Origin of the sequence: Micromonospora thermarum (assembly GCF_012034245.1) — a bacterium.
GTDB classification, from domain to species: Bacteria; Actinomycetota; Actinomycetes; order Mycobacteriales; family Micromonosporaceae; genus Micromonospora; species Micromonospora thermarum.
On the sequence record NZ_JAATEO010000006.1, the window covers coordinates 50,319 to 70,287 of the forward strand.

Annotated in this window: 20 protein-coding genes; 12 read left to right on the top strand and 8 right to left on the bottom strand. The window is 70.7% G+C overall.

Going from position 1 to position 19,969, the window contains the following annotated elements; all coding sequences use genetic code 11:
* The first annotated feature begins 170 nt into the window (after positions 1 to 170).
* From HCJ94_RS07555 to HCJ94_RS07565, 3 genes are all read left to right on the top strand, one after another.
* Entirely contained in the window at positions 171 to 1,376 is a 1,206-nt protein-coding gene (locus tag HCJ94_RS07555; protein WP_168000250.1) for a cytochrome P450, read from the top strand.
* Position 1,377: 1 nt separating this feature from the next.
* Complete coding sequence (locus HCJ94_RS07560; RefSeq protein WP_168000251.1) at positions 1,378 to 2,328, top strand: alpha/beta fold hydrolase; 951 nt, start codon at positions 1,378 to 1,380, stop codon at positions 2,326 to 2,328.
* Between the two features lie 141 nt (positions 2,329 to 2,469).
* On the top strand, positions 2,470 to 3,531 hold the full coding sequence (locus tag HCJ94_RS07565; protein ID WP_168000252.1) for a right-handed parallel beta-helix repeat-containing protein: 1,062 nt from the start codon (positions 2,470 to 2,472) through the stop codon (positions 3,529 to 3,531).
* Between the two features lie 306 nt (positions 3,532 to 3,837).
* Here the strand turns inward: HCJ94_RS07565 and HCJ94_RS07570 are convergent, their stop codons facing one another.
* The 4 genes from HCJ94_RS07570 to HCJ94_RS07585 form a co-directional block, all read right to left on the bottom strand.
* On the bottom strand, positions 3,838 to 4,389 hold the full coding sequence (locus tag HCJ94_RS07570) for a DUF5872 domain-containing protein (protein WP_168000253.1): 552 nt from the start codon (positions 4,387 to 4,389) through the stop codon (positions 3,838 to 3,840).
* A 104-nt stretch (positions 4,390 to 4,493) separates the two neighbouring features.
* Entirely contained in the window at positions 4,494 to 5,207 is a 714-nt protein-coding gene (locus tag HCJ94_RS07575) for an NADPH-dependent F420 reductase (protein WP_168000254.1), read from the bottom strand.
* A 40-nt stretch (positions 5,208 to 5,247) separates the two neighbouring features.
* Positions 5,248 to 6,279, bottom strand: a complete 1,032-nt coding sequence (locus HCJ94_RS07580) for an LLM class flavin-dependent oxidoreductase (protein ID WP_168000255.1) — start codon at positions 6,277 to 6,279, stop codon at positions 5,248 to 5,250.
* A complete protein-coding gene (locus tag HCJ94_RS07585) occupies positions 6,272 to 7,321 on the bottom strand; it encodes an LLM class flavin-dependent oxidoreductase (protein WP_168000256.1) in 1,050 nt (349 codons plus the stop codon). The genes HCJ94_RS07580 and HCJ94_RS07585 overlap by 8 nt, the downstream gene beginning before the upstream one ends.
* 115 nt (positions 7,322 to 7,436) lie before the next feature.
* Between HCJ94_RS07585 and HCJ94_RS07590 the strand changes: the two genes are divergently transcribed.
* The 3 genes from HCJ94_RS07590 to HCJ94_RS07600 all read left to right on the top strand — a co-directional run bounded on the left by HCJ94_RS07590 (position 7,437) and on the right by HCJ94_RS07600 (position 9,638).
* A complete protein-coding gene (locus tag HCJ94_RS07590) occupies positions 7,437 to 7,928 on the top strand; it encodes a MarR family winged helix-turn-helix transcriptional regulator (protein ID WP_168000257.1) in 492 nt (163 codons plus the stop codon).
* A 152-nt stretch (positions 7,929 to 8,080) separates the two neighbouring features.
* Positions 8,081 to 8,488 (top strand): YciI family protein, encoded by a 408-nt coding sequence (locus HCJ94_RS07595; protein WP_168000258.1) that lies wholly within the window; start codon positions 8,081 to 8,083, stop codon positions 8,486 to 8,488.
* A 4-nt stretch (positions 8,489 to 8,492) separates the two neighbouring features.
* Positions 8,493 to 9,638 (top strand): RNA polymerase sigma factor, encoded by a 1,146-nt coding sequence (locus HCJ94_RS07600; RefSeq protein ID WP_168000259.1) that lies wholly within the window; start codon positions 8,493 to 8,495, stop codon positions 9,636 to 9,638.
* A gap of 92 nt (positions 9,639 to 9,730) precedes the next feature.
* Here the strand turns inward: HCJ94_RS07600 and HCJ94_RS07605 are convergent, their stop codons facing one another.
* The 4 genes from HCJ94_RS07605 to HCJ94_RS07620 all read right to left on the bottom strand — a co-directional run bounded on the left by HCJ94_RS07605 (position 9,731) and on the right by HCJ94_RS07620 (position 13,545).
* A complete protein-coding gene (locus HCJ94_RS07605) occupies positions 9,731 to 10,471 on the bottom strand; it encodes a class I SAM-dependent methyltransferase (RefSeq protein ID WP_309227186.1) in 741 nt (246 codons plus the stop codon).
* 122 nt (positions 10,472 to 10,593) lie between these two features.
* Positions 10,594 to 10,797 carry a cold-shock protein gene (locus tag HCJ94_RS07610; RefSeq protein WP_073838002.1) on the bottom strand — a complete coding sequence of 68 codons (204 nt, stop codon included), beginning with the start codon at positions 10,795 to 10,797 and terminating at the stop codon, positions 10,594 to 10,596.
* A gap of 196 nt (positions 10,798 to 10,993) precedes the next feature.
* Positions 10,994 to 12,421, bottom strand: coding sequence for a DEAD/DEAH box helicase (locus HCJ94_RS07615; RefSeq protein ID WP_168000260.1), 1,428 nt, complete (start codon positions 12,419 to 12,421; stop codon positions 10,994 to 10,996).
* A gap of 560 nt (positions 12,422 to 12,981) precedes the next feature.
* Positions 12,982 to 13,545: a PadR family transcriptional regulator gene (locus tag HCJ94_RS07620; protein WP_168000261.1), complete on the bottom strand. Its 564-nt coding sequence runs from the start codon at positions 13,543 to 13,545 to the stop codon at positions 12,982 to 12,984.
* A gap of 76 nt (positions 13,546 to 13,621) precedes the next feature.
* Here HCJ94_RS07620 and HCJ94_RS07625 point away from each other — a divergent pair, with 76 nt between their 5' ends.
* The 6 genes from HCJ94_RS07625 (at position 13,622) to HCJ94_RS07650 (ending at position 19,914) form a co-directional block, all read left to right on the top strand.
* A complete protein-coding gene (locus HCJ94_RS07625; RefSeq protein ID WP_168000262.1) occupies positions 13,622 to 14,038 on the top strand; it encodes a nuclear transport factor 2 family protein in 417 nt (138 codons plus the stop codon).
* Between the two features lie 16 nt (positions 14,039 to 14,054).
* The gene (locus HCJ94_RS07630; RefSeq protein WP_168000263.1) at positions 14,055 to 15,080 is read left to right on the top strand and encodes an LLM class F420-dependent oxidoreductase; all 1,026 of its coding nucleotides are present in this window, start codon (positions 14,055 to 14,057) and stop codon (positions 15,078 to 15,080) included.
* 242 nt (positions 15,081 to 15,322) lie between these two features.
* Positions 15,323 to 17,605 carry a glycosyl hydrolase family 18 protein gene (locus HCJ94_RS07635; protein ID WP_168000264.1) on the top strand — a complete coding sequence of 761 codons (2,283 nt, stop codon included), beginning with the start codon at positions 15,323 to 15,325 and terminating at the stop codon, positions 17,603 to 17,605.
* A gap of 134 nt (positions 17,606 to 17,739) precedes the next feature.
* Complete coding sequence (locus tag HCJ94_RS07640) at positions 17,740 to 17,892, top strand: hypothetical protein (protein WP_168000265.1); 153 nt, start codon at positions 17,740 to 17,742, stop codon at positions 17,890 to 17,892.
* On the top strand, positions 17,889 to 19,355 hold the full coding sequence (locus HCJ94_RS07645; protein WP_168000266.1) for a carboxyl transferase domain-containing protein: 1,467 nt from the start codon (positions 17,889 to 17,891) through the stop codon (positions 19,353 to 19,355). Before HCJ94_RS07640 ends, HCJ94_RS07645 begins: the two co-directional genes overlap by 4 nt.
* A 217-nt stretch (positions 19,356 to 19,572) precedes the next feature.
* Complete coding sequence (locus tag HCJ94_RS07650; protein ID WP_168000359.1) at positions 19,573 to 19,914, top strand: ArsR/SmtB family transcription factor; 342 nt, start codon at positions 19,573 to 19,575, stop codon at positions 19,912 to 19,914.
* Positions 19,915 to 19,969 lie beyond the last annotated feature (55 nt).

The window sequence follows — 19,969 nt, forward strand, 5'->3', positions numbered from 1 at the left end:
GGCGACCACGGGTGAGATCTGCCTCTCACTCCCGGGCCGAGCCAGCGGCGCTCCAACCCCGCGACACATCGTGAATTGTTGATTACAGGGGGTGTCGCCAACGGGGGTCGCGTGGCTACCGTGGCCGGGGCATCGATTCATGTACCTAGATCATTCGATCAGGAGCGACGATGACGACGACCCCCGCGGTAGATCTTCCGTTCCTCGACATCACCGCACCGGACTTCCGGTTCGACTCCCCCGCGGTCGCCGCGGCACGCGAGGCCAACTGGTGTGCCATGACGCCGATGGGACTCATCGTGCTGCGCCACGCCGAGATGCACCAACTGCTCCGCGACCCGAGGCTGGCGCAGAGCGGCGAGCGCTACCTGGAGCTGATGGGCATTTCCGACGGACCACTGTACGACTGGTTCGCGCCGATGATCCTGCACCAGCGCGGTGCCGACCATCTACGCCTGCGGCGCCTGGTCAGCAAGGCGTTCTCGCCCCGGATGACCGAGAGCCTGCGGCCATTCATGCGGGACACCGCGACCAGTCTGACCGCGGTGATCGCCGAGCGGGGCGAGTGCGAGTTCATGGCAGACTTCGCCGACCCGATGCCGGTGCGGGTGATGTGCGCGCTGCTCGGCGTCCCACCAACCGACTACGAGGCGTTCCGCCGCTGGTCGACAGATGTCGGACTGGTCTACAGCTTCACCCTGCCGCAGCTGCGTACGCGGGTGGAGGAGGCCGTCGTGGGGCTGCGGGCGTACGTCGACTCACTGATCGAACAGCGCCGCGCGGAGCCGCGGGACGACCTCCTGTCGGCGCTCATCGCCGCCGAGGAGAGCGGGGACCGGCTCAGCACCGAAGAACTGCGCAACCTCGCCCTGACCCTCGTGTTCGCCGCGCACGACACGACCCGTAACCAGCTCGGTCAGGCGCTGGCGACGTTCACCGAACACCCCGACCAGTGGCGGCTGCTCGCACAGCGCCCGGAGCTCGCGCCACAGGCCGTGGAGGAGGTCATGCGGTGGGCGCCGGCGGTACCGACGATCTTCCGGTTCCCCGTCGAGGACCTCGACCTGCACGGTGTCCACGTCCCGGCGGGCACCTTCCTCCTGCTCGGCACGCACGCCGCCAGCCGCGACCCACGCGCTGTCGGCGACGGCGACAGTTTCGACATCACGATCCACCGACCGGTGCCCCACCTGACCTTCGGCGGTGGACCGCACTACTGCATCGGCGCACCGGTCGCCCGCGCCGAGCTGGTCGAGTCGCTGGTCGCCCTCAGCAGCCAACTGCCGCCACCGTCGATCGCCGGCCCGGTGACCTGGCGTCCGCCCACCGCCATCCATGGACCCGAGAGCCTGCCGCTCCGGTTCGAGCGGCGTTGAGATGCGCCGCGCCTGGATCGCCGGCGGCACGGCCGTCGCGCTGCTCGGTGCCGCGACCATCGGGGCGGTGCGGGCGGCGGTCGCCAGGATCGAACGCAACCCGGACCCCTTGCCGTACGAACGGCTCGTTCGGGAGCCGCAGGGCGAGGAGGTGCTCGTCCCGCGCCCGGACGGAACGGTGCTGCGCGCGATCGTGGCCGGGGACGGCCCGCCGGTCGTGCTGGCGCACGGATACGGGGCCTCGCCGCTGGAGTGGAACGTGGTGTGGGAGACCCTGGTCGCCCGCGGTCACCGGGTCATCGCCTTCGACCAGCGCGGCCACGAGCGCTCGACGCTCGGTTCCGCCGGTATCGGCTCGAAACCCATGGCGGCGGACTACGCCGCGATTCTGGAGCACTTCGACGTGCGTGACGGCGTGCTGGTCGGCCACTCCATGGGCGGGTTCATCGCGATCCGTGCCGTCCTCGACCACCCCGAACTGTCCCGGCGCCTGCGCGGCCTGGTGCTGTTCGCCACCTGGGCAGGCCGCATCCTCGACCAGGCGCCACAGAATCGACTCCAGATTCCGCTGCTGGAGACGGGTGTCCTGCAGCGGCTCGCGCGTACCCGTACCGGTGGAGTGCTGTTCGGAGCCGCGCAGTGCGGCACCCGGCCGTCGCCGGCCATGATCTCGGTGTTCCGGGACGTCTTCCTCCGTCAGAGCCACCAGCCGCTCATCCCGATCGTGCGGGCCTTCAGCCGAGAGGACCACTACCCGCGGCTGGGCGAGATCACCGTACCGACCGTCGTCGTGGTGGGCTCGGCGGACCGCTCCACGCCCCCGAGCCACTCACACCGGCTCGCCGCCGGTGTGCCCGCAGCGCGGCTGGTGACCGTGCCCGACGCCGGACACATGCTCAACTGGGAGGCGCCTGACGTTCTGGTCGAGGTCATCGCGTCACTCCAGCGGTGAGCACCCGTGCGGCCGACCGGTCCCGCGATGGGCCCTAAGGGACCGTGATGAACCGGTGGTTAATTGGCTGGATGCGATGGTTCACTCCCTTTGGTCTGCTTCGCTCGTTTGGGGGGCTTACCTGGCGGTAGCTAATGGCGCATGAAGAACCTGACGAATGCGCCACGCATCGGCGCGAGCGCACTGGCCGTCTCCTTGACCCTCGTCGTCGCCGTCGCTGGTGCCCCCGCCTCGGGCAGTGCGGTGGCCCAGCCACCAGCGAGGTACGAAGTGGACAGCACCTCCGACGCCCCCGACCGGGCGCCCGGAGACGGCCGGTGCCGCACCGCCGACGGCGCCTGCACGATGCGTGCGGCGGTGATGGAGGCCAACGCACAGTCGGACTCGACCATCGTGGTCCCCGCCGGCCGGTACACCCTGCGCATCCCGCCGCTGGCCGGGCGCGCCTTCACCGACTACGCCCTGGCCGACACCGCGCACGGCAACCTGAAGATCTTCAAGCCCACGACCATCCTGGGCGCCGGCCGGGACCGCACGGTGATCGACGGCGGGCGACTCGACCGCGTCTTCACCGTGATGCGGCCGGCCACCATCTCGGACCTCACCATCACCGGGGGCGTGTCGGCACCGGTTGCCTCGGTCTACAACTACTACGGCGGCGGCGCCGCGTTGAACGCCTCGGAACTGACGATGGAGCGGGTCCGGCTCACCGGCAACAGCGCCCGCTTCGGCGGTGCGGTCCAGAGCATCCCGTTCACCTCGTTCACCCTGCGCGACAGCCTGGTGGACGACAACGAGGCGGGTGAGGCCGGCGGGTTGCGGTTCGACTCGGTCGGCCTGGTCGAGCGTTCGACGATCACCCGCAACAGGGTCACCAATCCGCACGACCCGACCCGCCCCGGGGAACTGGCCGGGCTCGGCGGCGGTATCGACGTCCGTGGCGTACGTACGGTCACCGTCATCGATTCGGAGGTGACCGAGAACTACGCCGAGGACGGCGGGGGCGGCATCAACATCACCCTGGCCTACCTTCCGGGGAGCGACGAGGACCCGTCCGGACCCGGCGCGGTGGAGCTCAAGGGTTCCGTGATCAGCGGCAACACCAGCCGGAGCGGTCCCGGCAACTGCCGGGCCGTCCGGGCACGCATAGTCGACCTGGGCGGCAACACCGACTCTGACGGCACCTGCGCGACCACCCGGTAGCCCAACCGGCGGCGTCGCACGGGTCACCGGAGCGGCACCGGCGAAAGGCCCCGCCCACGGTGTGGAGAACCGAGAACCGGCCGGAGCGGGGCCTTTCCGCCAGGTCTGGATAGCCTGCGATGCCGCGACCCGTCCCGCTTCCAGGCTCAGCCTTCCACTCCGGTGGCGGCGTGCGGGGCGCCGACCGGCTTGGATTGCGACGATCCCCGCTGTCGCACTCATTCCGAGTAGCGCCGCGTCACCGCGAGTCCTCGTGCTCACAGGCCGAGCGACCCGGCCGGTAGGGATTCAGCGGACCATCGTCTGTCAGCGCCGGTCGAGCTCCGCCTGCATTCTCTGGACGAGCGTCTTGCGGGACCTGCCCTCGCGCTCGCGCCGCAGTGCGTCCTTGAGCTGACCGGTGTCGAGGCCGCGCAGACGCTTCGCCGCGTCGGCGACCCGCATGTCCAACAGTCGCTCAACCAGCGTCGTGTCTCTGCGCGCACGTCTAGCTGGAGCAGTGTTGGCGACGTACTGCCTGCCGGACGCCGATGCCCGCTTCTTCTTCGCGTCGGTCGCGCGGCGTTCCTCGTCGGACAGCCGCTCCCAGGCACGCTTGGGCAGGTACCGACTCGTCTCGCCGTCCTTGCGCGCTCGCGTGTCGCCCTTTCTGGTCTGCCACTCCTCGGCACCCCACCGCTGCAGCGACCGCTGGCGCTCGTCCTTCGGCCCCTGGTAGCCCCCGCCGCGCTTCTCGTATTCCTTGGTCAGCAGCTGCGACTTGCGCGCCGACCACTGTCCCGGCCGCCCTCCCTTGTCGGAGGCCCGGATGTCGTCCTTGATCTGTTCCCGCAGCTTCGGATCCGTGTACCGCGCCATACCGACGGGCTACCCGACGCTGGGGTTGGTATACCGACGGTCAGTAGCACTGGAGCGATCGCCGGCGGGACAAACCGCACAAGGAGCTCTGAACGTAGTGATGGTCAGGCCGCCGCCGGCCTGCGGGCCCGCGCGTGGGCGACGGCCCGCCCGCGTTCCGACTCCGGAAAGCGGTCGAGCATGGCGCGCACCTCGTCGGCGCTCACGTTGGCACCGAACAACTCACTGCCCGGTTCGAGCCGTACGCCCTCGGCGAGGGGACCCGCGACGACCGGATCGAAGCCGAGCCGGTCCACCAGGGACGCGACGACGGCGAGGTCGGCGGTGTCGTCGCCGGCGATCGCGATGGCCTTGCGACCGGTCGCGCCCTCCGGCCGCGCCTCGTCCTCGAGATCGTGGTATCCCATGTGGTTGAACGCCTTGACGACGCGGGAACCGGGCAGGAAGGCCTGCACCGTCTCGCTCGACGAGGTGCGCGGGTCGGTGAGGTCGTCCCGGATGCCGTCGACCTCCCACCAGTAGTTCATGGCGTCGACGACGAGCTTGCCGCGCAACGCCTCGGCGGGAATCCTGCGGTACTTGCCGAGCGGGAGGGCGAGGATGACGACGTCGGCGCCGGCCACGGCGTCGGCCGCGGTGGTGGCGACCGCTCCGGGCGTGAGCACCTCGACGGTGAGGGCGATCCTCGCCGGGTCACCCGAACCGGCGATGAGCACCCGGTAGCCGGCGGCGAGGGCGAGCCGGGCGAGCACGGTGCCCACCTTGCCGGCCCCGAGGATGCCGAGGGTCTGTGGCCCGTTCAGGGCGCTCTCGTTCATGTCTTCCTTCCGGGTGCCGACGGGGCGTCCGTGGGCACGGTCAACTGGCCAGGATGTCGCGCACCAGGGGGATCACCCGCGTGCCGTACAGTTCGACGGCGCGCATCCGGGCGCTCACCGACTGCGCGCCGGCGGTGTAGATGAGGTCGAACCGGCCGACGCCGAGGCTGCGGATCGCGCGGGCCATGCGGCGAGCCACGGTCTCCGGAGAGCCGATGTAGAGAGAACCGTGCGCCACCTCGGCGTCGAACTCCTCGCGACGGATCGGCGGCCAGCCCCGTAGCGCACCGATCCGGTCCCGCATGACGCGGTAGTGCGGCCAGAACAGTTCCTTCGCCTCCTCGTCGGTGTCGGCGGTGAATCCTGGCGAGTGCATCCCCACCGGGTACGCGGTCGTGCCGAACTGCTCGGCGGCCCGCCGGTACAGGTCGATGTAGGGCGCGAAACGCTCGGGAGCGCCGCCGATGATGGCGAGCATGAGCGGGAAGCCGTAGTGGGCGGTACGCACCACCGACTGCGGCGAGCCGCCGACGCCCACCCAGGTGGTGAGGCGCCCCGATTCCGTCTTCGGGAAGACGTCGGCGTGCTCGAGCGGCGCACGCATGGTGCCGCTCCAGGTGACCGGCTTCTCCTCCAGCAGCTTCGCGAACAGCTCGATCTTCTCCTCGAACAGCACGTCGTAGTCGCTCAGGTCGTAGCCGAACAGAGGGAAGGACTCGGTGAACGAGCCGCGACCGAGAATGACCTCGGCCCGGCCGTTCGACAGCGCGTCCACCGTCGCGAAGCGCTGGAACACCCGGACCGGGTCGTCCGAGCTCAGCACGGTCACGCCGGACGCGAGCCGGATGCGCGAGGTACGGGTGGCGATCCCTGCCAGCACGGTCTCGGGCGTCGACACCGAGTACTCCGGCCGGTGGTGCTCGCCGAGGGCGATGACGTCGACGCCGAGATCGTCCGCCAGCACCGCCTCGTCGACGACCTGCCGGATCGCCGCAGCGTAGGACACGGGCTTGCCGGAGTCGTCCTCCGGCACGTCGCCGAAGGTGTCGAGGCCGAACACGAGGTCAGACATGGGTGGGCTCCTTTGCCAGCAGCTCCCGGACACGCGGGGCGACCTCGCTGCCCAGCAGCTCGATCGTGCGTGCGCGTGCCTCGCGGGGCAGGTGCATGATGTCGTACTTGAGGTCGAAGCGGCTCAGCCGCAGATCCCGGGCCACCGTGGCGATCTTCCGCGCGACCGTCTCGGGTGACCCGACGAAGAGCGCCCCGTGGTCGATCTCGGCCTCGTAGCGTCGGCGGTCCGGCTTGTAGAACCCGCGTTCCTCGGCGGCCCGCGCGACGACCGGCTGCCAGTACCGCCACCAGGTCTCCACCGCCTCCTCGTCGGTGTCCGCGACGAGGCCGAGCGAGTGCTGCCCGATCGGCTGGACGGAGTGCCCGACCTGTTCGAGCACCCGGAGGTAGAGGTCGACGTGACCGGCGAACCGCTGCGGGCGGCCGCCGATGATCGCGAGCATGAGCGGGAGTCCGTAGCGAGCGGCGCGGATCACCGAATTCGGGCTCCCGCCGACGCCGATCCAGGTCGGGATGCCTCCCGCCCGCATCCTCGGATGCAGCCGCTGCGCGACCAGGGGGCTGCGTACGGTACCCGACCAGGTGACCGGTTCGTCCCGCTGCAGCCGTACGAAGAGATCGAGCTTCTCCTCGAACAACCGGTCGTAGTCCGCCAGGTCGTAACCGAACAGCGGGAACGACTCGGTCGCCGACGCGCGGCCGAGGACGACCTGGGCGCGGCCGTTCGAGACCGCGTCGAGGGTCGAGAACTCGTGGTAGAGCCGTACCGGGTCGTTGGTGCTGAGCACGGTGACCGAGGTGCCGAGACGGATGCGGTCGGTCGCCGTCGCGATCGCCCCGAGCAGCACGGGCGCCGCCGAGTCGGTGTGACCCTCCCGGTAGTGCTCGCCCACGCTGAACACGTCGAGCCCGACCGACTCCGCGAGCCGCGCCTCGTCGACGAGCAGCCGCACGGTCTCGGCGTCGCTCAGGATCCGGTCACCGTCGCCGGCCACCTCGCCGAACGAGTTGAGCCCCAGTTCGAAGCCGTCCGCTGTCACCGGCTCCTCCTCCCGTCGTCCCCCAGGTGGGCTACCCGCACCAGCGGGCGCCCCTCCACGATTGACACGTCAACCATGTTAGCCTGCTAATTGACATGTCAATCAGGAGTGGAAGATGACGAAGGCCACACCCCACCGGCGGAGCCGCCGTCAACTGCCGACCGCCGACGAGCTACGGATCTGGCGGGACTTCATCGAGACGGCGGAGGCGCTCAGGTCCCGGCTCGCGTCGCGCCTCCAGGTCGAGTCCTCGCTCTCGCCGAGCGACTACGCCGTCCTGCTCGCTCTCAGCGAGGCACAGGACCGGCAGCTGCGCTCCTCGGAACTCGCGGCGCACATCGGGTGGGAACGTAGCCGGCTCTCCCACCACCTCGGCCGGATGGAGCGGCGCGGGCTCATCCGCCGCCAGGAGTGCGCAACCGATCCCCGGGGGGCGGAGGTCCACCTCACGCCGAGCGGGGCCGAGGCGTTCCGCGGCTCCACCGTCCCGCACCTGCGCGCCATCCGCGAATTCTTCGTCGACGCCCTCACGCCGGAGCAGCTCCGCGCGGCGGGCGAGATCGCCGCGGCACTCCGCGTACACCTGGACGCGCGGGACAAGGAATGATCACCGGGGAGCGATGCCATCGACCAAGACGAGCCTCATCCAGGAGAGCCCAAAAAAATCTCGGACGGCGATGTCGAGAACCCGTGGCCGGCTCCGTCCCGGGGGTGAGCGCGACCAGAATGGGTCGCGCACCAGCATCGAGGAGAAGCACGATGGCCAAGTACCTGCTGCTCAAGCACTACCGCGGCGGTCCGGCGGCGGTCAACGACGTGCCCATGGACCGGTGGACGCCGGAGGAGATCTCGGCGCACATGCAGTACATGCACGACTTCGCGGCCCGGCTCGAGGGGACCGGCGAGTTCGTCGACGGTCAGGCGCTCGCCCCCGAGGGGACGTGGGTCCGGTACGACGGTGAGGGGCGCCCGCCGGTCACCGACGGCCCGTTCGCCGAGACCAAGGACCTCATCGCCGGCTGGATGGTGATCGACGTCGACAGCTACGAGCGCGCCATCGAGCTGGCCGGGGAGCTGTCGGCCGCCCCCGGGGCGGGCGGGAAGCCGATCCACGAGTGGCTCGAGGTGCGTCCTTTCCTGACCGCGCCGCCCACCATCACGGAGTGACCTGATGGACGAGGCCCTGCTCCGGAGCCTCACGCCGACCGTGCTCGGCGTCCTCGTCCGCCGCGGAGCCGACTTCGCAGCGGCCGAGGACGCCGTGCAGGACGCGCTGGTCGAGGCGCTCCGCGTCTGGCCGGCCGACCCGCCGCGGGACCCGAAGGGCTGGCTGGTCACCGTGGCCTGGCGCCGGTTCCTCGACGCGACCCGGGCCGACGCCGCCCGCCGCCGACGTGAGGACCTCGTCGACGAGGAGCCGGCACCCGGCCCCGTGCCCGCGGTCGACGACACGCTCCAGCTCTACTTCCTGTGCGCCCACCCGTCGCTGACGCCGTCGTCCGCGGTCGCGCTCACGCTGCGCGCCGTCGGTGGGCTGACCACCCGCCAGATCGCCCAGGCCTACCTGGTGCCCGAGGCGACCATGGCGCAACGCATCAGCCGGGCCAAGCGCACCGTCTCCGGCGGGCGCCTCGACCAGCCCGGCGACGTCGCCACCGTGCTGCGCGTTCTCTACCTGGTCTTCAACGAGGGCTACTCCGGCGACGTCGACCTGGCCGCCGAGGCCATCCGGCTCACCCGGCAGCTCGCAGCCGCGATCGACCACCCCGAGGTGGCGGGGCTGCTCGCCCTCATGCTGCTGCACCACGCCCGCCGCGCCACCCGGACCGCGCCCGACGGCAGCCTGGTGCCGCTCGCCGAGCAGGACCGCCGCCGATGGGACACCACGTCGATCGCCGAGGGCGTCGAGATCCTGCAGGCGGCCCTGGCCCGTGACCGCCTGGGCGAGTTCCAGGCCCAGGCCGCCATCGCGGCACTGCACGCCGACGCGCCCACCGCCGAGGAGACCGACTGGGTGCAGATCGTCGAGTGGTACGACGAACTCACCCGCCTGACCGACAGCCCGGTCGTCCGGCTCAACCGCGCGGTGGCCGTCGGCGAGGCCGACGGACCGCGCGCCGGGCTGGCGGCGCTCGCCGCGCTCGACGACTCGCTGCCCCGCCACGCGGCGGTGGCAGCGTACCTGCACGAACGCGACGGCGACCTGGCGACGGCGGCCCGGCTGTACGCCGAGGCGGCCCGACGAGCACCCAACCTCGCCGAGCGCGACCACCTGACGCGCCAGGCCGCCCGGCTCAACGCCCGGTGGGGTCGCTGACCCGCCGGTGCGGCGCCAGCTTCGCAAGAACGCCACTTCGGCCTCCCCGAAGAGTGACCGACAGCGCCACTGGCGCTGGCAACAGCTCCGGCTCACTCACGGGTGCGGCAGTCATGGAATTCACTCCGCAGCCGTGTGGCCCGGCCCCGCCGGTCGTCCACCTTGTCGCGTCGTGGCTTGAGCACGCTCGTCAGATGAAGTTGCGCGTCTTCCGGAGCGCCGTTCATCGGCACCTCGTACGTTGCCACCCGCTCCAGCCAGTCATGGGCCAGGTGGCCCCGGTCCGGATCGCCAACGAGGACTCGAGCGCCGTTCGCCACGACGCGGGCGAAGAATGGCAGCATCCGGGCCGCGACGGACGGGTGGTAGAGCGCGTCGCCGGCCAACACCACATCCACGCCGTCAACGTCGCCGTCCAGCAGGTCACTCGACGACAGGGTCAACTCGACGCCGTTCGCGTGGGCGTTGGCGTTGATTGCCGCGATCGAGTAGGGGTCGATGTCGTTGGCGGTGACCCCGGCGGCGCCGGCTATCGCCGCGGCGATAGCGACCAGTCCGGAGCCGGATGCGACATCGAGGACATGGCGACCGGCCACGGTGTCCGGGTGATCGAGGATGTACCGCGCAAGACCCTGCCCGCCGGTCCAGGCCGACGCCCAGAACGGCGGCGGGAGAACGTGCCCCGCCTCGGCTTCGAGCCGTGCCCAGAGGACGATCGCGTCCTCGGCCATGACCAGTCGCACCTCTGGCACCAGCGGCACCGCGGCCAGCCGGAGCCGGTCGACGCTGGCGGTCTCGGCCGTGCACTCGGGGGCGGACAGCGCTTGCGACACGAGCGGTTCGAGGCCGGGAAGAACCGCGGTGTCGGAACGGACCGGCATTCGCCGGCCCGTGGTCTCGGCCGCCGCCGTGACGACGGGCGGGGCCTCGTCGCCACGGCTTGGCGGAGTCAACCTCAGACCAGACGGATGTTGGCGGCCTGAAGGCCCTTCTGGCCCTGCTCGACGTCGAACTCGACCCGCTGGTTCTCTTCGAGGCTACGGAACCCGCTCGACGAGATGGCGGAGAAGTGCGCGAAGACGTCAGCGCCGCCGCCATCCTGCGCGATGAAGCCGAAGCCCTTGTCCGCGTTGAACCACTTGACTGTGCCGAATGCCATGTCTTCTCCTTTGAAGTAGCTCATCGAGCCACGCACGGACCCTCGGTTGCCGCCACTGCTGTTCCGGTAGAACCGGCAGGACAAACAGCGCCTGGCGGGTTGGATACCCACCAGGCGCTGGCAAAGTATGCGGCAATCGAAGGTTGCAGTCCGGTGAGGCTAGCACGTGCACGCCGCCCACGCGGTGTTTTCGTCGTCAGCGCTGACCGCGCCGGCCACCAACCCGCGTACGGGACGAGAACGCCGCCGCACCCCGTGGCCCGGACGTGGATTCCGCGGCACTCGCCCGACCACTGTCCGAGCCTCTCCCGCGCGTTGCGCTGGCGGTCGATCCGCCCGTCGCCGTGCGCTGATCTGGTCGCCGCGTGGCGCTGTGGCCTCGTCCGTGATGCGGCGACGTCGTCGCTACGGGAGGCGTCACGAAGCGGCGCTCGCCCGGGGCGAGTTCGGTGAGCAGCGAGTCACCGGGCCCAAGCCGGGTGACCGTCGGGTTGATGCCCGCCTGACGGGTGAGGTCGCGCACGTCGGTGGCCTGGTCGTCGGTCATCAGGGTGACGACGGTGCCGCTCGCTCCGGCACGCGCGGTCCGCCCCGAGCGGTGCAGGTATGCCTTGTGCTCGGCGGGCGGGTCGGCGTGGATCACGAGAGCTACATCGTCGACGTGGATACCGCGCGCCGCGATGTCGGTCGCGACAAGTGTGCGGGCGTCGCCGGCGGAGAAGGCTGCCAGATTGCGGGTACGGGCGTTCTGCGCCAGGTTACCGTGCAGCTCCACGGCGGGCACACCCGAGGCGACCAGTTGAGTGGTCAGCTTCTTGGCGCCCCGCTTGGTGCGGGTGAACACGAGCGTGCGCCCCGGGGCGGCCGTCAGGTCGATCAGGACGGGGAGCCGGTCATCGTGACGCACCTGGAGCACGTGGTGGGTCATCGCGGCGACCGGAGACCTCGCTGAGTCGACGCTGTGGGTGACTGGGTGGGAGAGGTACCGCCGCACGAGGACGTCGACGCCCGCGTCGAGCGTCGCCGAGAACAGCAGCCGCTGGGAGCGGGGCGGTGTCTTGTCGAGGAGTCGCCGTACGACCGGCAGGAAACCGAGGTCGGCCATATGGTCCGCCTCGTCGAGCACCGTGACCTCGACGGCGTCGAGGATCGCGTGGCCGGTCGAAACGTGGTCGGCGAGCCGGCCGGGGCAGGCGATGAGGATGTCGACTCCGGCACGTAGTGCACCGGCCTGTGGCCGCGCGCTCACCCCGCCGAAGATCGTCAGGGTCCGCAGCGACAGCGCGGCGACCAGCGGTGCGATCGTCGCTTCGATCTGGGTCGCCAGCTCGCGAGTGGGCGCCAGGATGAGCGAGCGCGGGCGGCCGGGCAGCCGCGGAGACGTGGCGGCCGAGAGCCGGGCGAGGACCGGGAGAGCGAAGGCGTACGTCTTGCCCGATCCCGTCCTGCCACGACCCAGCACGTCGCGTCCGGCGAGTGAGTCCGGGAGCGTCGCGGCCTGGATCGGGAATGGCGTGCTGATGCCCACCTGCTGGAGCGCGGCGACGAGGCGGCCGGGCACACCGAGGTCGGCGAAGGAGGTGGGTGTGACGAGGGGTGTCTTGCTGGGGCGGCGTGCCGCCATGTGGGTCTCCGAACGTGGAAGGGGTCGTCCTGCACGGCGCTGACCGGGTTGGTCGCGGCGCGGGTGGTCGACATCAGATGCAGGCCGTGGTCGGAACCGGCGGACTGGTTGATCAATCTACCCGTACCCTGACCCCAGGCCGTACACGATGGCTTTTTGGGTTAGGGTTTCGACGGGCCGAGCGGAACGGATTCAACGCCACCGGCGAGCGGCCGGATCGTCCCACTCATCTTCCGCACCCGGCTTGCATGAGCGAGCGGGTGGGCCGCGCGCTGGCGCGCAAACGTGGAGCAGCTCTTGACTGATGTAACCGCACATGACTCGAATTTGTTTCGTGACGCACCGGGAGCAGACGCTCCCTTCGCCCACACACCCGCCGTCGACGTGAGTTCGGCTGCGATAATCCGCCTGCGCACCCCGTTCCGCGTCGAGGGTGACGACGACCGGAAGCGGTCGTCCGCGCCCATCGCCGCTCGTTAGGCGTCACGACGCCACGGAGCCGAGTCGGTAAGGGCTACCACGCGTGTCGGTTCGACGCGTCGCAGGTACCGACGCGCGGGTCAGCCCGACAGCGGCGCCCGGGCGCGCAGCAGCGCTGCGGCCTGGTCGCACCAGTCGCGATTCTCCTGCTCGAACCGGCGGCCGCGCAGACACGTCAGGTACGGCCCGATGCGGTCGCCCTCGCGCAGGAACGTCTCCTCGTCCAGGTCGCCACGCAGCCGCTGCAGCATCCGATCGAAGATCTCCACCTTCGCCGCCGCCGTGACCGCACGCTCCTCGAGCTGGGCGATGACCGGGGCCGGGTCCAGCCGGTCGACGGCCTGGACCATGACGAGCAGATCCTCCCGGATGGACGACGGCTTCGACGGCGTCGCGGCGAACGTGGCCAGCTCCGCGAGGCCGGCGTCGGTGACCGTGAACAGTCGCTTGTTGGGCCGGTCCCGCTGGATGACCTGCCGGCCGGAGATCAGCCCCTCGCGCTCCAGCTTGGCCAGCTCGGCGTAGAGCTGCTGAGGTACCGCGTACCAGAAGTTCGACAGCGACACGTCGAAGATCTTGGCCAGCTGGTACCCGCTGTACTCGCCGTCGAGCAGCGCCGCCAGCACCGCGTGGCGCAACGCCATCGGCCACACCTCCCACTTCCCTCGCTGCCTAGTCAATGATATGACTACTCCTATCGTAGACTATAGGGGAGGCGCCGTGACGACCGTCGAGCGGTTTCGTTCCGCCGTCGAGGCCGGGGACCTGGACGCGTTCGACGGGCTGTTCAGCCCGGACGTCCGCTTCTTCAGCCCGGTGAAGTTCACACCGTTCGAGGGGGCGCAGGCCGTCCACGGGCTCCTCCGCGTGCTCCTCCGCACGTTCGAGGATTTCCGGTACGTCGGGCAGCTGGCCGGCGAGGCCGAGATCGGCACGGGGGGCCGGTCGGTCGAGTCGCACATCCTCATCTTCCGCGCGACGGTGCGCGGCAAGCAGATCCACGGCCTCGACCTGCTCCAGCTCGGTGACGACGGCCTGATCGAGGAGTTCACGGTCATGGTCCGCCCCCTGTCCGCCGTCACCACGTTGAGCGAGGCGGTCGTCGCCGGTCTCGCCGCCGACGGCATCGCCCCGTGACACGGAAGGTCGCGCGATGAAACTCGGGTACACCACCGGCTACTGGTCCTCCGGCCCACCCGCCGGCGTCACGGAGGCCGTCGCGGAGGCCGACCGCCTCGGCTTCGACTCGGTCTGGGCCGCCGAGGCGTACGGGTCGGACTGCCTGACGCCGATCGCCTGGTGGGGCGCCAGCACCTCCCGCGTGCGGCTGGGCACCAACATCATGCAGATGTCGGCCCGTACGCCGACCGCCGCCGCGATGGCGGCGCTCACCCTCGACCACCTGTCCGGCGGCCGGTTCATCCTCGGGCTCGGCGCCTCCGGCCCGCAGGTCGTGGAGGGGTGGTACGGCCAGCCGTACCCGCGGCCGCTGGCCCGCACCCGGGAGTACATCGAGATCATCCGCGCCGTCCTCGCCCGCAGCGGCCCGGTCGAGTACGACGGCGAGTTCTACCAGCTGCCGCATCGCGGCGGCACCGGCCTGGGCAAGCCGCTGAAGTCCACCGTCCACCCGCTGCGCACCGACATCCCCATCTTCCTCGCCGCCGAAGGGCCGAAGAACGTGGCGCTGGCCGCCGAGGTCGCCGACGGCTGGCTGCCGTTGTTCTTCTCCCCCAAGGCGGACGGCTTCTACCGCGCCGCGCTGGCCGAGGGCTTCGGCCGACCGGGCGCCCGCCGTGACCCGGACACGTTCGAGATCGCCGCGACCGTGCCGATCGTCGTCGACGACGACGTGGAGCGGGCGGCCGATCGCATCCGGCCGTTCGTCGCGCTGTACGTCGGCGGCATGGGCGCCAAGTCGGCCAACTTCCACCGGGACGTCATCGCCCGCCTCGGATACGAGCGGGAGTGCGACGTCATCACCGAGGCCTACCTGGCGGGCAACAAGCAGGAAGCGATCGCCGCCGTGCCGACCGCACTGGTGGAGGACATCGCGCTGATCGGTCCGGCCGCGAAGGTCAAGGATGAGCTGCAGCGGTGGCGCGAGAGCGTCATCACCACCCTGCTGGTCCAGGGCGGCCCGCGGCAGCTGCGCCAGATCGCCGAGCTGGTCGACTGACGAGTTCCCTCCGCGCGGCCGGTTCCTCGACCGGCCGTAGCGGCAGTGCCGCTGGCCTGGGCCCACCGCCGGCACCTCTCGCCGCTACCTCCTGACCGGCCCGCTCCAGCCTGACGGCGTCACCTCGACTCCGAGGTCCATCGACCGATAGCTATTGACGGCGCTCTATTAGGAAACTTTACTAAGGATTGACGTCCATCGCTGCGGGCGCCGGTCCCGCCAGGTTTCACAAGGAGCGCGCCATGCATCTACCGCGCCGCGCCACGGTCGCGGCCCTCGCTCTGCTGCTCCCGCCCACCGCCGTCGTCACAGCCACGCCAACGGCAGCCGCCGCGGGCCTGACCGCCACCTTCTCCAGCGCCGACCACGGCTCCTGGTGGCAGTCCAAGTACGTCATCGCCAACCCGACCAGTGCTGCCATCACCGGCTGGACGCTGGAGTTCGACCTGCCGTCCGGCGTCACCATGAGCAACTCGTACAACGGCAAGGCCACCGTGTCCGGAAGTCACGTAACCGTCGTCAACGAGCACTACAACGGATCGGTCCAGCCCGGCGGTAGCACCGAGCCACACAGCTTCTGGTTCATCGCCTCGGGACCGGGCACCCCGACGAACTGCCGGATCAACGGCAGCAGGTGCGACGGCAGCGCCGACCGGCCACCGTCGCCCCCGACCGGCCTACGTTCGACCGGCCGCACCACAAAAACGGTGTCGCTGGCCTGGGACGCGGCAGCCGGCGGGGACTTCCCGGTGGCCGGGTACGACGTCTACCGCGGCGGCACTCTCGCCACCAGCGTCACCGGCACGTCGGCTGTGGTCACCGGATTGTCCCCCAACACGGCGTACACATTCACCGTGAGATCGAAGGACGCTCGTGGGAATCAGTCCGCGGCGAGCGCACCGGTCACGGTGACCACGCTCAACCCGTCCGACGACAACACGGCGCCCAGCCCGCCGGGCAACCTGCGCTCGACGGGCAGGACGTCCAGCAGCGTGTCGTTGGCCTGGAACGCCTCGGCTGACGCCAGCGGGATCGCCGGCTACGACGTCTACCGGGGTGGCACCCTGGCCCTCTCCGTCACCGGCACCACCGCGACGGTGACCGGGCTTGCGCCGACGACGGCCTACACGTTCACGGTGAAGGCCCGCGACACGTACGACAACACCTCGGCGGCCAGCAACGCGGTCACCGTTACGACAGATGACGTGGTGGGCGGCGGCAGCTACGCCCGGGTCGGATACTTCGTGCAGTGGGGCATCTACGGCCGGCAGTACTTCGTCAAGAACCTGGACACCACCGGCGCGGCGGCGAAGCTGACCCACATCAACTACGCCTTCACCAACCTCGACCCGGTGAACCTGACCTGTCTCAACGGCGTCACCAAGGGCACCACCCCCGACCCGCAGGACCCGGACCAGGGCACCGGCGCCGGTGACGCCGACGCCGACTACGCCCGACCGATGAGCGCGGCGCAGTCCGTCGACGGGGTCGCCGACACCGGCTGGGAGGCACTGCGCGGAAACTTCAACCAGCTCAAGAAACTCAAGGCCAAGCACCCGCACCTCAAGGTGCTGATCTCGCTCGGCGGCTGGACGTACTCGAAGTTCTTCTCCGACGCGGCGGCCACCGACGCGGCACGGAAGAAGTTCGTCAAGTCCTGCCTCGACATGTACATCAAGGGCGACCTGCCGGCGTACAACGGCGCCGGCGGCGCGGGCGTGGCCGCCGGCATCTTCGACGGCATCGACCTGGACTGGGAATGGCCCGGCGCCGAAGGACACGCGGGCAACCACTGGGGCCCGCAGGACAAGGCGAACAACCTGCTGCTGTTCGCCGAGTTCCGCCGGCAGCTCGACGAGCTGGGCGCGACCACCGGCAAGCGGTACCTGCTGACCGCGTTCACGCCGGCCGACCCCGCGAAGATCGCTGCCGGCTGGGACATCAACACCTCCGACGGCACCCCGAGCGTGTTCGACTACATGGACTTCGCCAACGTGCAGGGATACGACTTCCACGGCGCGGGCAGTGACAACTCATGGGAGCCGAACCGTACGGGACACGCCTCGAACCTCTACACCGACGCGCAGGACCCCTACACCGTCCACTTCAGCTATGACGACGCCATCCAGGTCTACCTGGCCGCCGGCGTGAACCCGCGCAAGCTCACCATCGGGCTGCCGTTCTACGGCCGCGGCTGGCAGGGCGTGACCGACGGCGGGGTGCACGGCGAGTGGCAGGCCGCAACCGGCGCGGCGCCCGGCCAGTTCCCCGAGGAGGCCGGTACGCGGGGCTACAGCAACCTGATCGCGAGCGTGCCGGGCTGCACCGTCCACCACGACGAGCAGTCGATCTCGACGTACTGCTACACCGGGCCCGGTGGCCAGTGGTGGACGTTCGACGACCCCTGGTCCCTTCAGCGCAAGGCCGCTTGGCTGAAGTCCAAGGGTCTGCTCGGCGTGATGATCTGGGAGATGTCCGGCGACACCGGGACACTGATGAGCGCCGTCGACGGCGGACTGAACTGAGCAGGTTCGCCGGGTGGCGGAGTTCGGCCGACCCCGCTCCGCCACCCACGTTCGCTGGAACGATCCGGTCACCGCCCCACCGTGGCGTGGGACAAGGTGAGCGTCGCCGAGTGCGCGACGACTACGGTGTCGTCATGGTTGGCGACCAGATCGACGAGGCGGCGTCGGACGCGCTCCGTGCGGCGCCGCGGACCCGCCGCACCGGTGACGAATCCTTCGTCGATCGGGGTCCGGGCTATGCCCGGCCCTCCGGCGGCCGCCCGTACGCGGAGGTCGACCGGGCGTGAGGAGAACGGCACGGGGTTTGATCGACCTGGTCATCGAGCCCGGAACCTGGGAGTCGTGGGACGAACCCGTTGCGGACCCAGCCCCGCTCGACGCCGACTACGCGGACGCGCTGGCGGCCGCGCGCCGGACCGCGGGCGTTGACGAGGCGGTCATCACCGGCGCGGGCCGGCTCGGCGGGCGGCGGGTCGCCGTCGTCGCCGGCGAGTTCGCGTTTCTCGGCGGCTCGATCGGTGTCGCGGCGGCCGAGCGGCTCACCCGGGCCGTCGAGCGGGCGACCGCCGAGCGGATTCCGTTGCTCGCCGCGCCCGCGAGCGGCGGCACCCGGATGCAGGAAGGCTCGATCGCGTTCGTGCAGATGGTGAAGATCAGCCAGGCGATCACCGCGCACAAGGTCGCGGGGCTGCCGTACCTCGTCTATCTGCGGCACCCGACAACCGGCGGCGTGTACGCGTCGTGGGGGTCCCTCGGGCACCTGACGGTCGCCGAGCCGGGCGCGCTGATCGGCTTCCTCGGGCCGAAGGTGCACGAGGCGCTGACCGGCTCCCCGTTCCCGGCCGGCGTACAGGTCGCCGAGAACCTCCACAAACACGGTCTGATCGACGCGGTCGTCGCGCCGGAGCAGGTGGCGCCGCTGGCCGAGCGGGCGCTGGCCACGCTCAGCGCGCCGCGCCGCCTCCCCCGTACCCCGATCCCGATGGAGGACCCGCCCGGCGAACCCACCGCCTGGGACGCCGTCCGGCGATCCCGCCGGGCGGACCGTCCCGGAATCCGCCGACTGCTGAGACACGCCGGCCGCGATGTCGTGCCGCTGCACGGTACGCAGAGCGGCGAAACCGGAGCCGGTGTGATCGTGGCGCTGGCCCGCTTCGGGGAAGCCCCCGCCGTGGTCGTCGGACACGACCGGCGCGACAGCCCGCCCGACCCCGCCGGCCTGCGGGCCGTCCGGCGGGGGTTCAAGCTCGCCGCAGAGTTGGGCCTGCCCGTCGTCACCGTCGTCGACACGCCGGGCGCCGCCCTGTCGCCACAGGCCGAGGAGGGTGGCCTGGCCGGAGAGATCGCCCACTGCCTCGCCGATCTCGTCACCCTGCCGGTGCCGACCCTGTGCGTGTTGTTGGGTCAGGGCAGCGGCGGCGCCGCGCTGGCCCTGCTGCCGGCCGACCGTGTCATCGCCGCAGCGCACGGCTGGCTCTCGCCGCTGCCGCCGGAGGGCGCGTCGGCGATCCTCCATCGCACCGTCGAGCGGGCGCCGCAGGTCTCCTCCGCGCAGGGCATCCGCGCGCAGGACCTGCGGGCAAGGGGCATCGTGGACCGGATCGTGGCCGAGCGACCCGACGCCGCCGACGAGCCCGCGGCGTTCCTCGACCGGCTGGGGGCCGTACTGGCGCACGAGCTGGCCACCCTGCTCGACGTCGACCCGGCGGACCGCCTCCAGGCCCGCCGGGTCCGTTACCGTCAGCTCTGACCGCAGACTCTCGCCGAACGGAACCCGTTCGTTCGGCTGCACGTCCGCCGGTCACCCGTCGGCCTGCCGGCCGACACTCGCTCATCCGGCCGCTGGCCCGGCCGGGAACGTTGACACGGTTTCCTGCCCGCAAACTGATGGTGGCCGGTCCCTGGTTCAACCGGCATATCGATGGTATTGGTGCGAGGATGAAGGCGTGGGACCTGTGAAAGCTGCGATGCCTGCCATCTCGCCGCTCACCGGCGAGCCGATCAAGCGCGCCGATGCCGAGCGGCTCGCGGGAGTGCTGAAGGCAGTCGCCGATCCGGCCCGACTGCGACTGCTCAGTCTGATCCAGTCCGCCCCGGACGGCGAAGCGTCCGTGAGTGACCTGACCGCGCCGCTCGGTCTCTCCCAGCCGACGGTGAGTCACCACCTTCGGATCCTCACCGAGGCCGGCCTGCTCGAGCGCGAGAAGCGCGGCGTATGGGCGTACTACCGCCTGGTGCCGTCCGCGATCGCGGCGATCGCCGACCTGTTGACGCCGCCCCGCAAGCGGGCGACGAAGAAGTCGCGCTGAGCCGTCGTAGGACGCTCAGCCTCGTCTGGCGTCATAGCAGTACCTCCACGTCTCG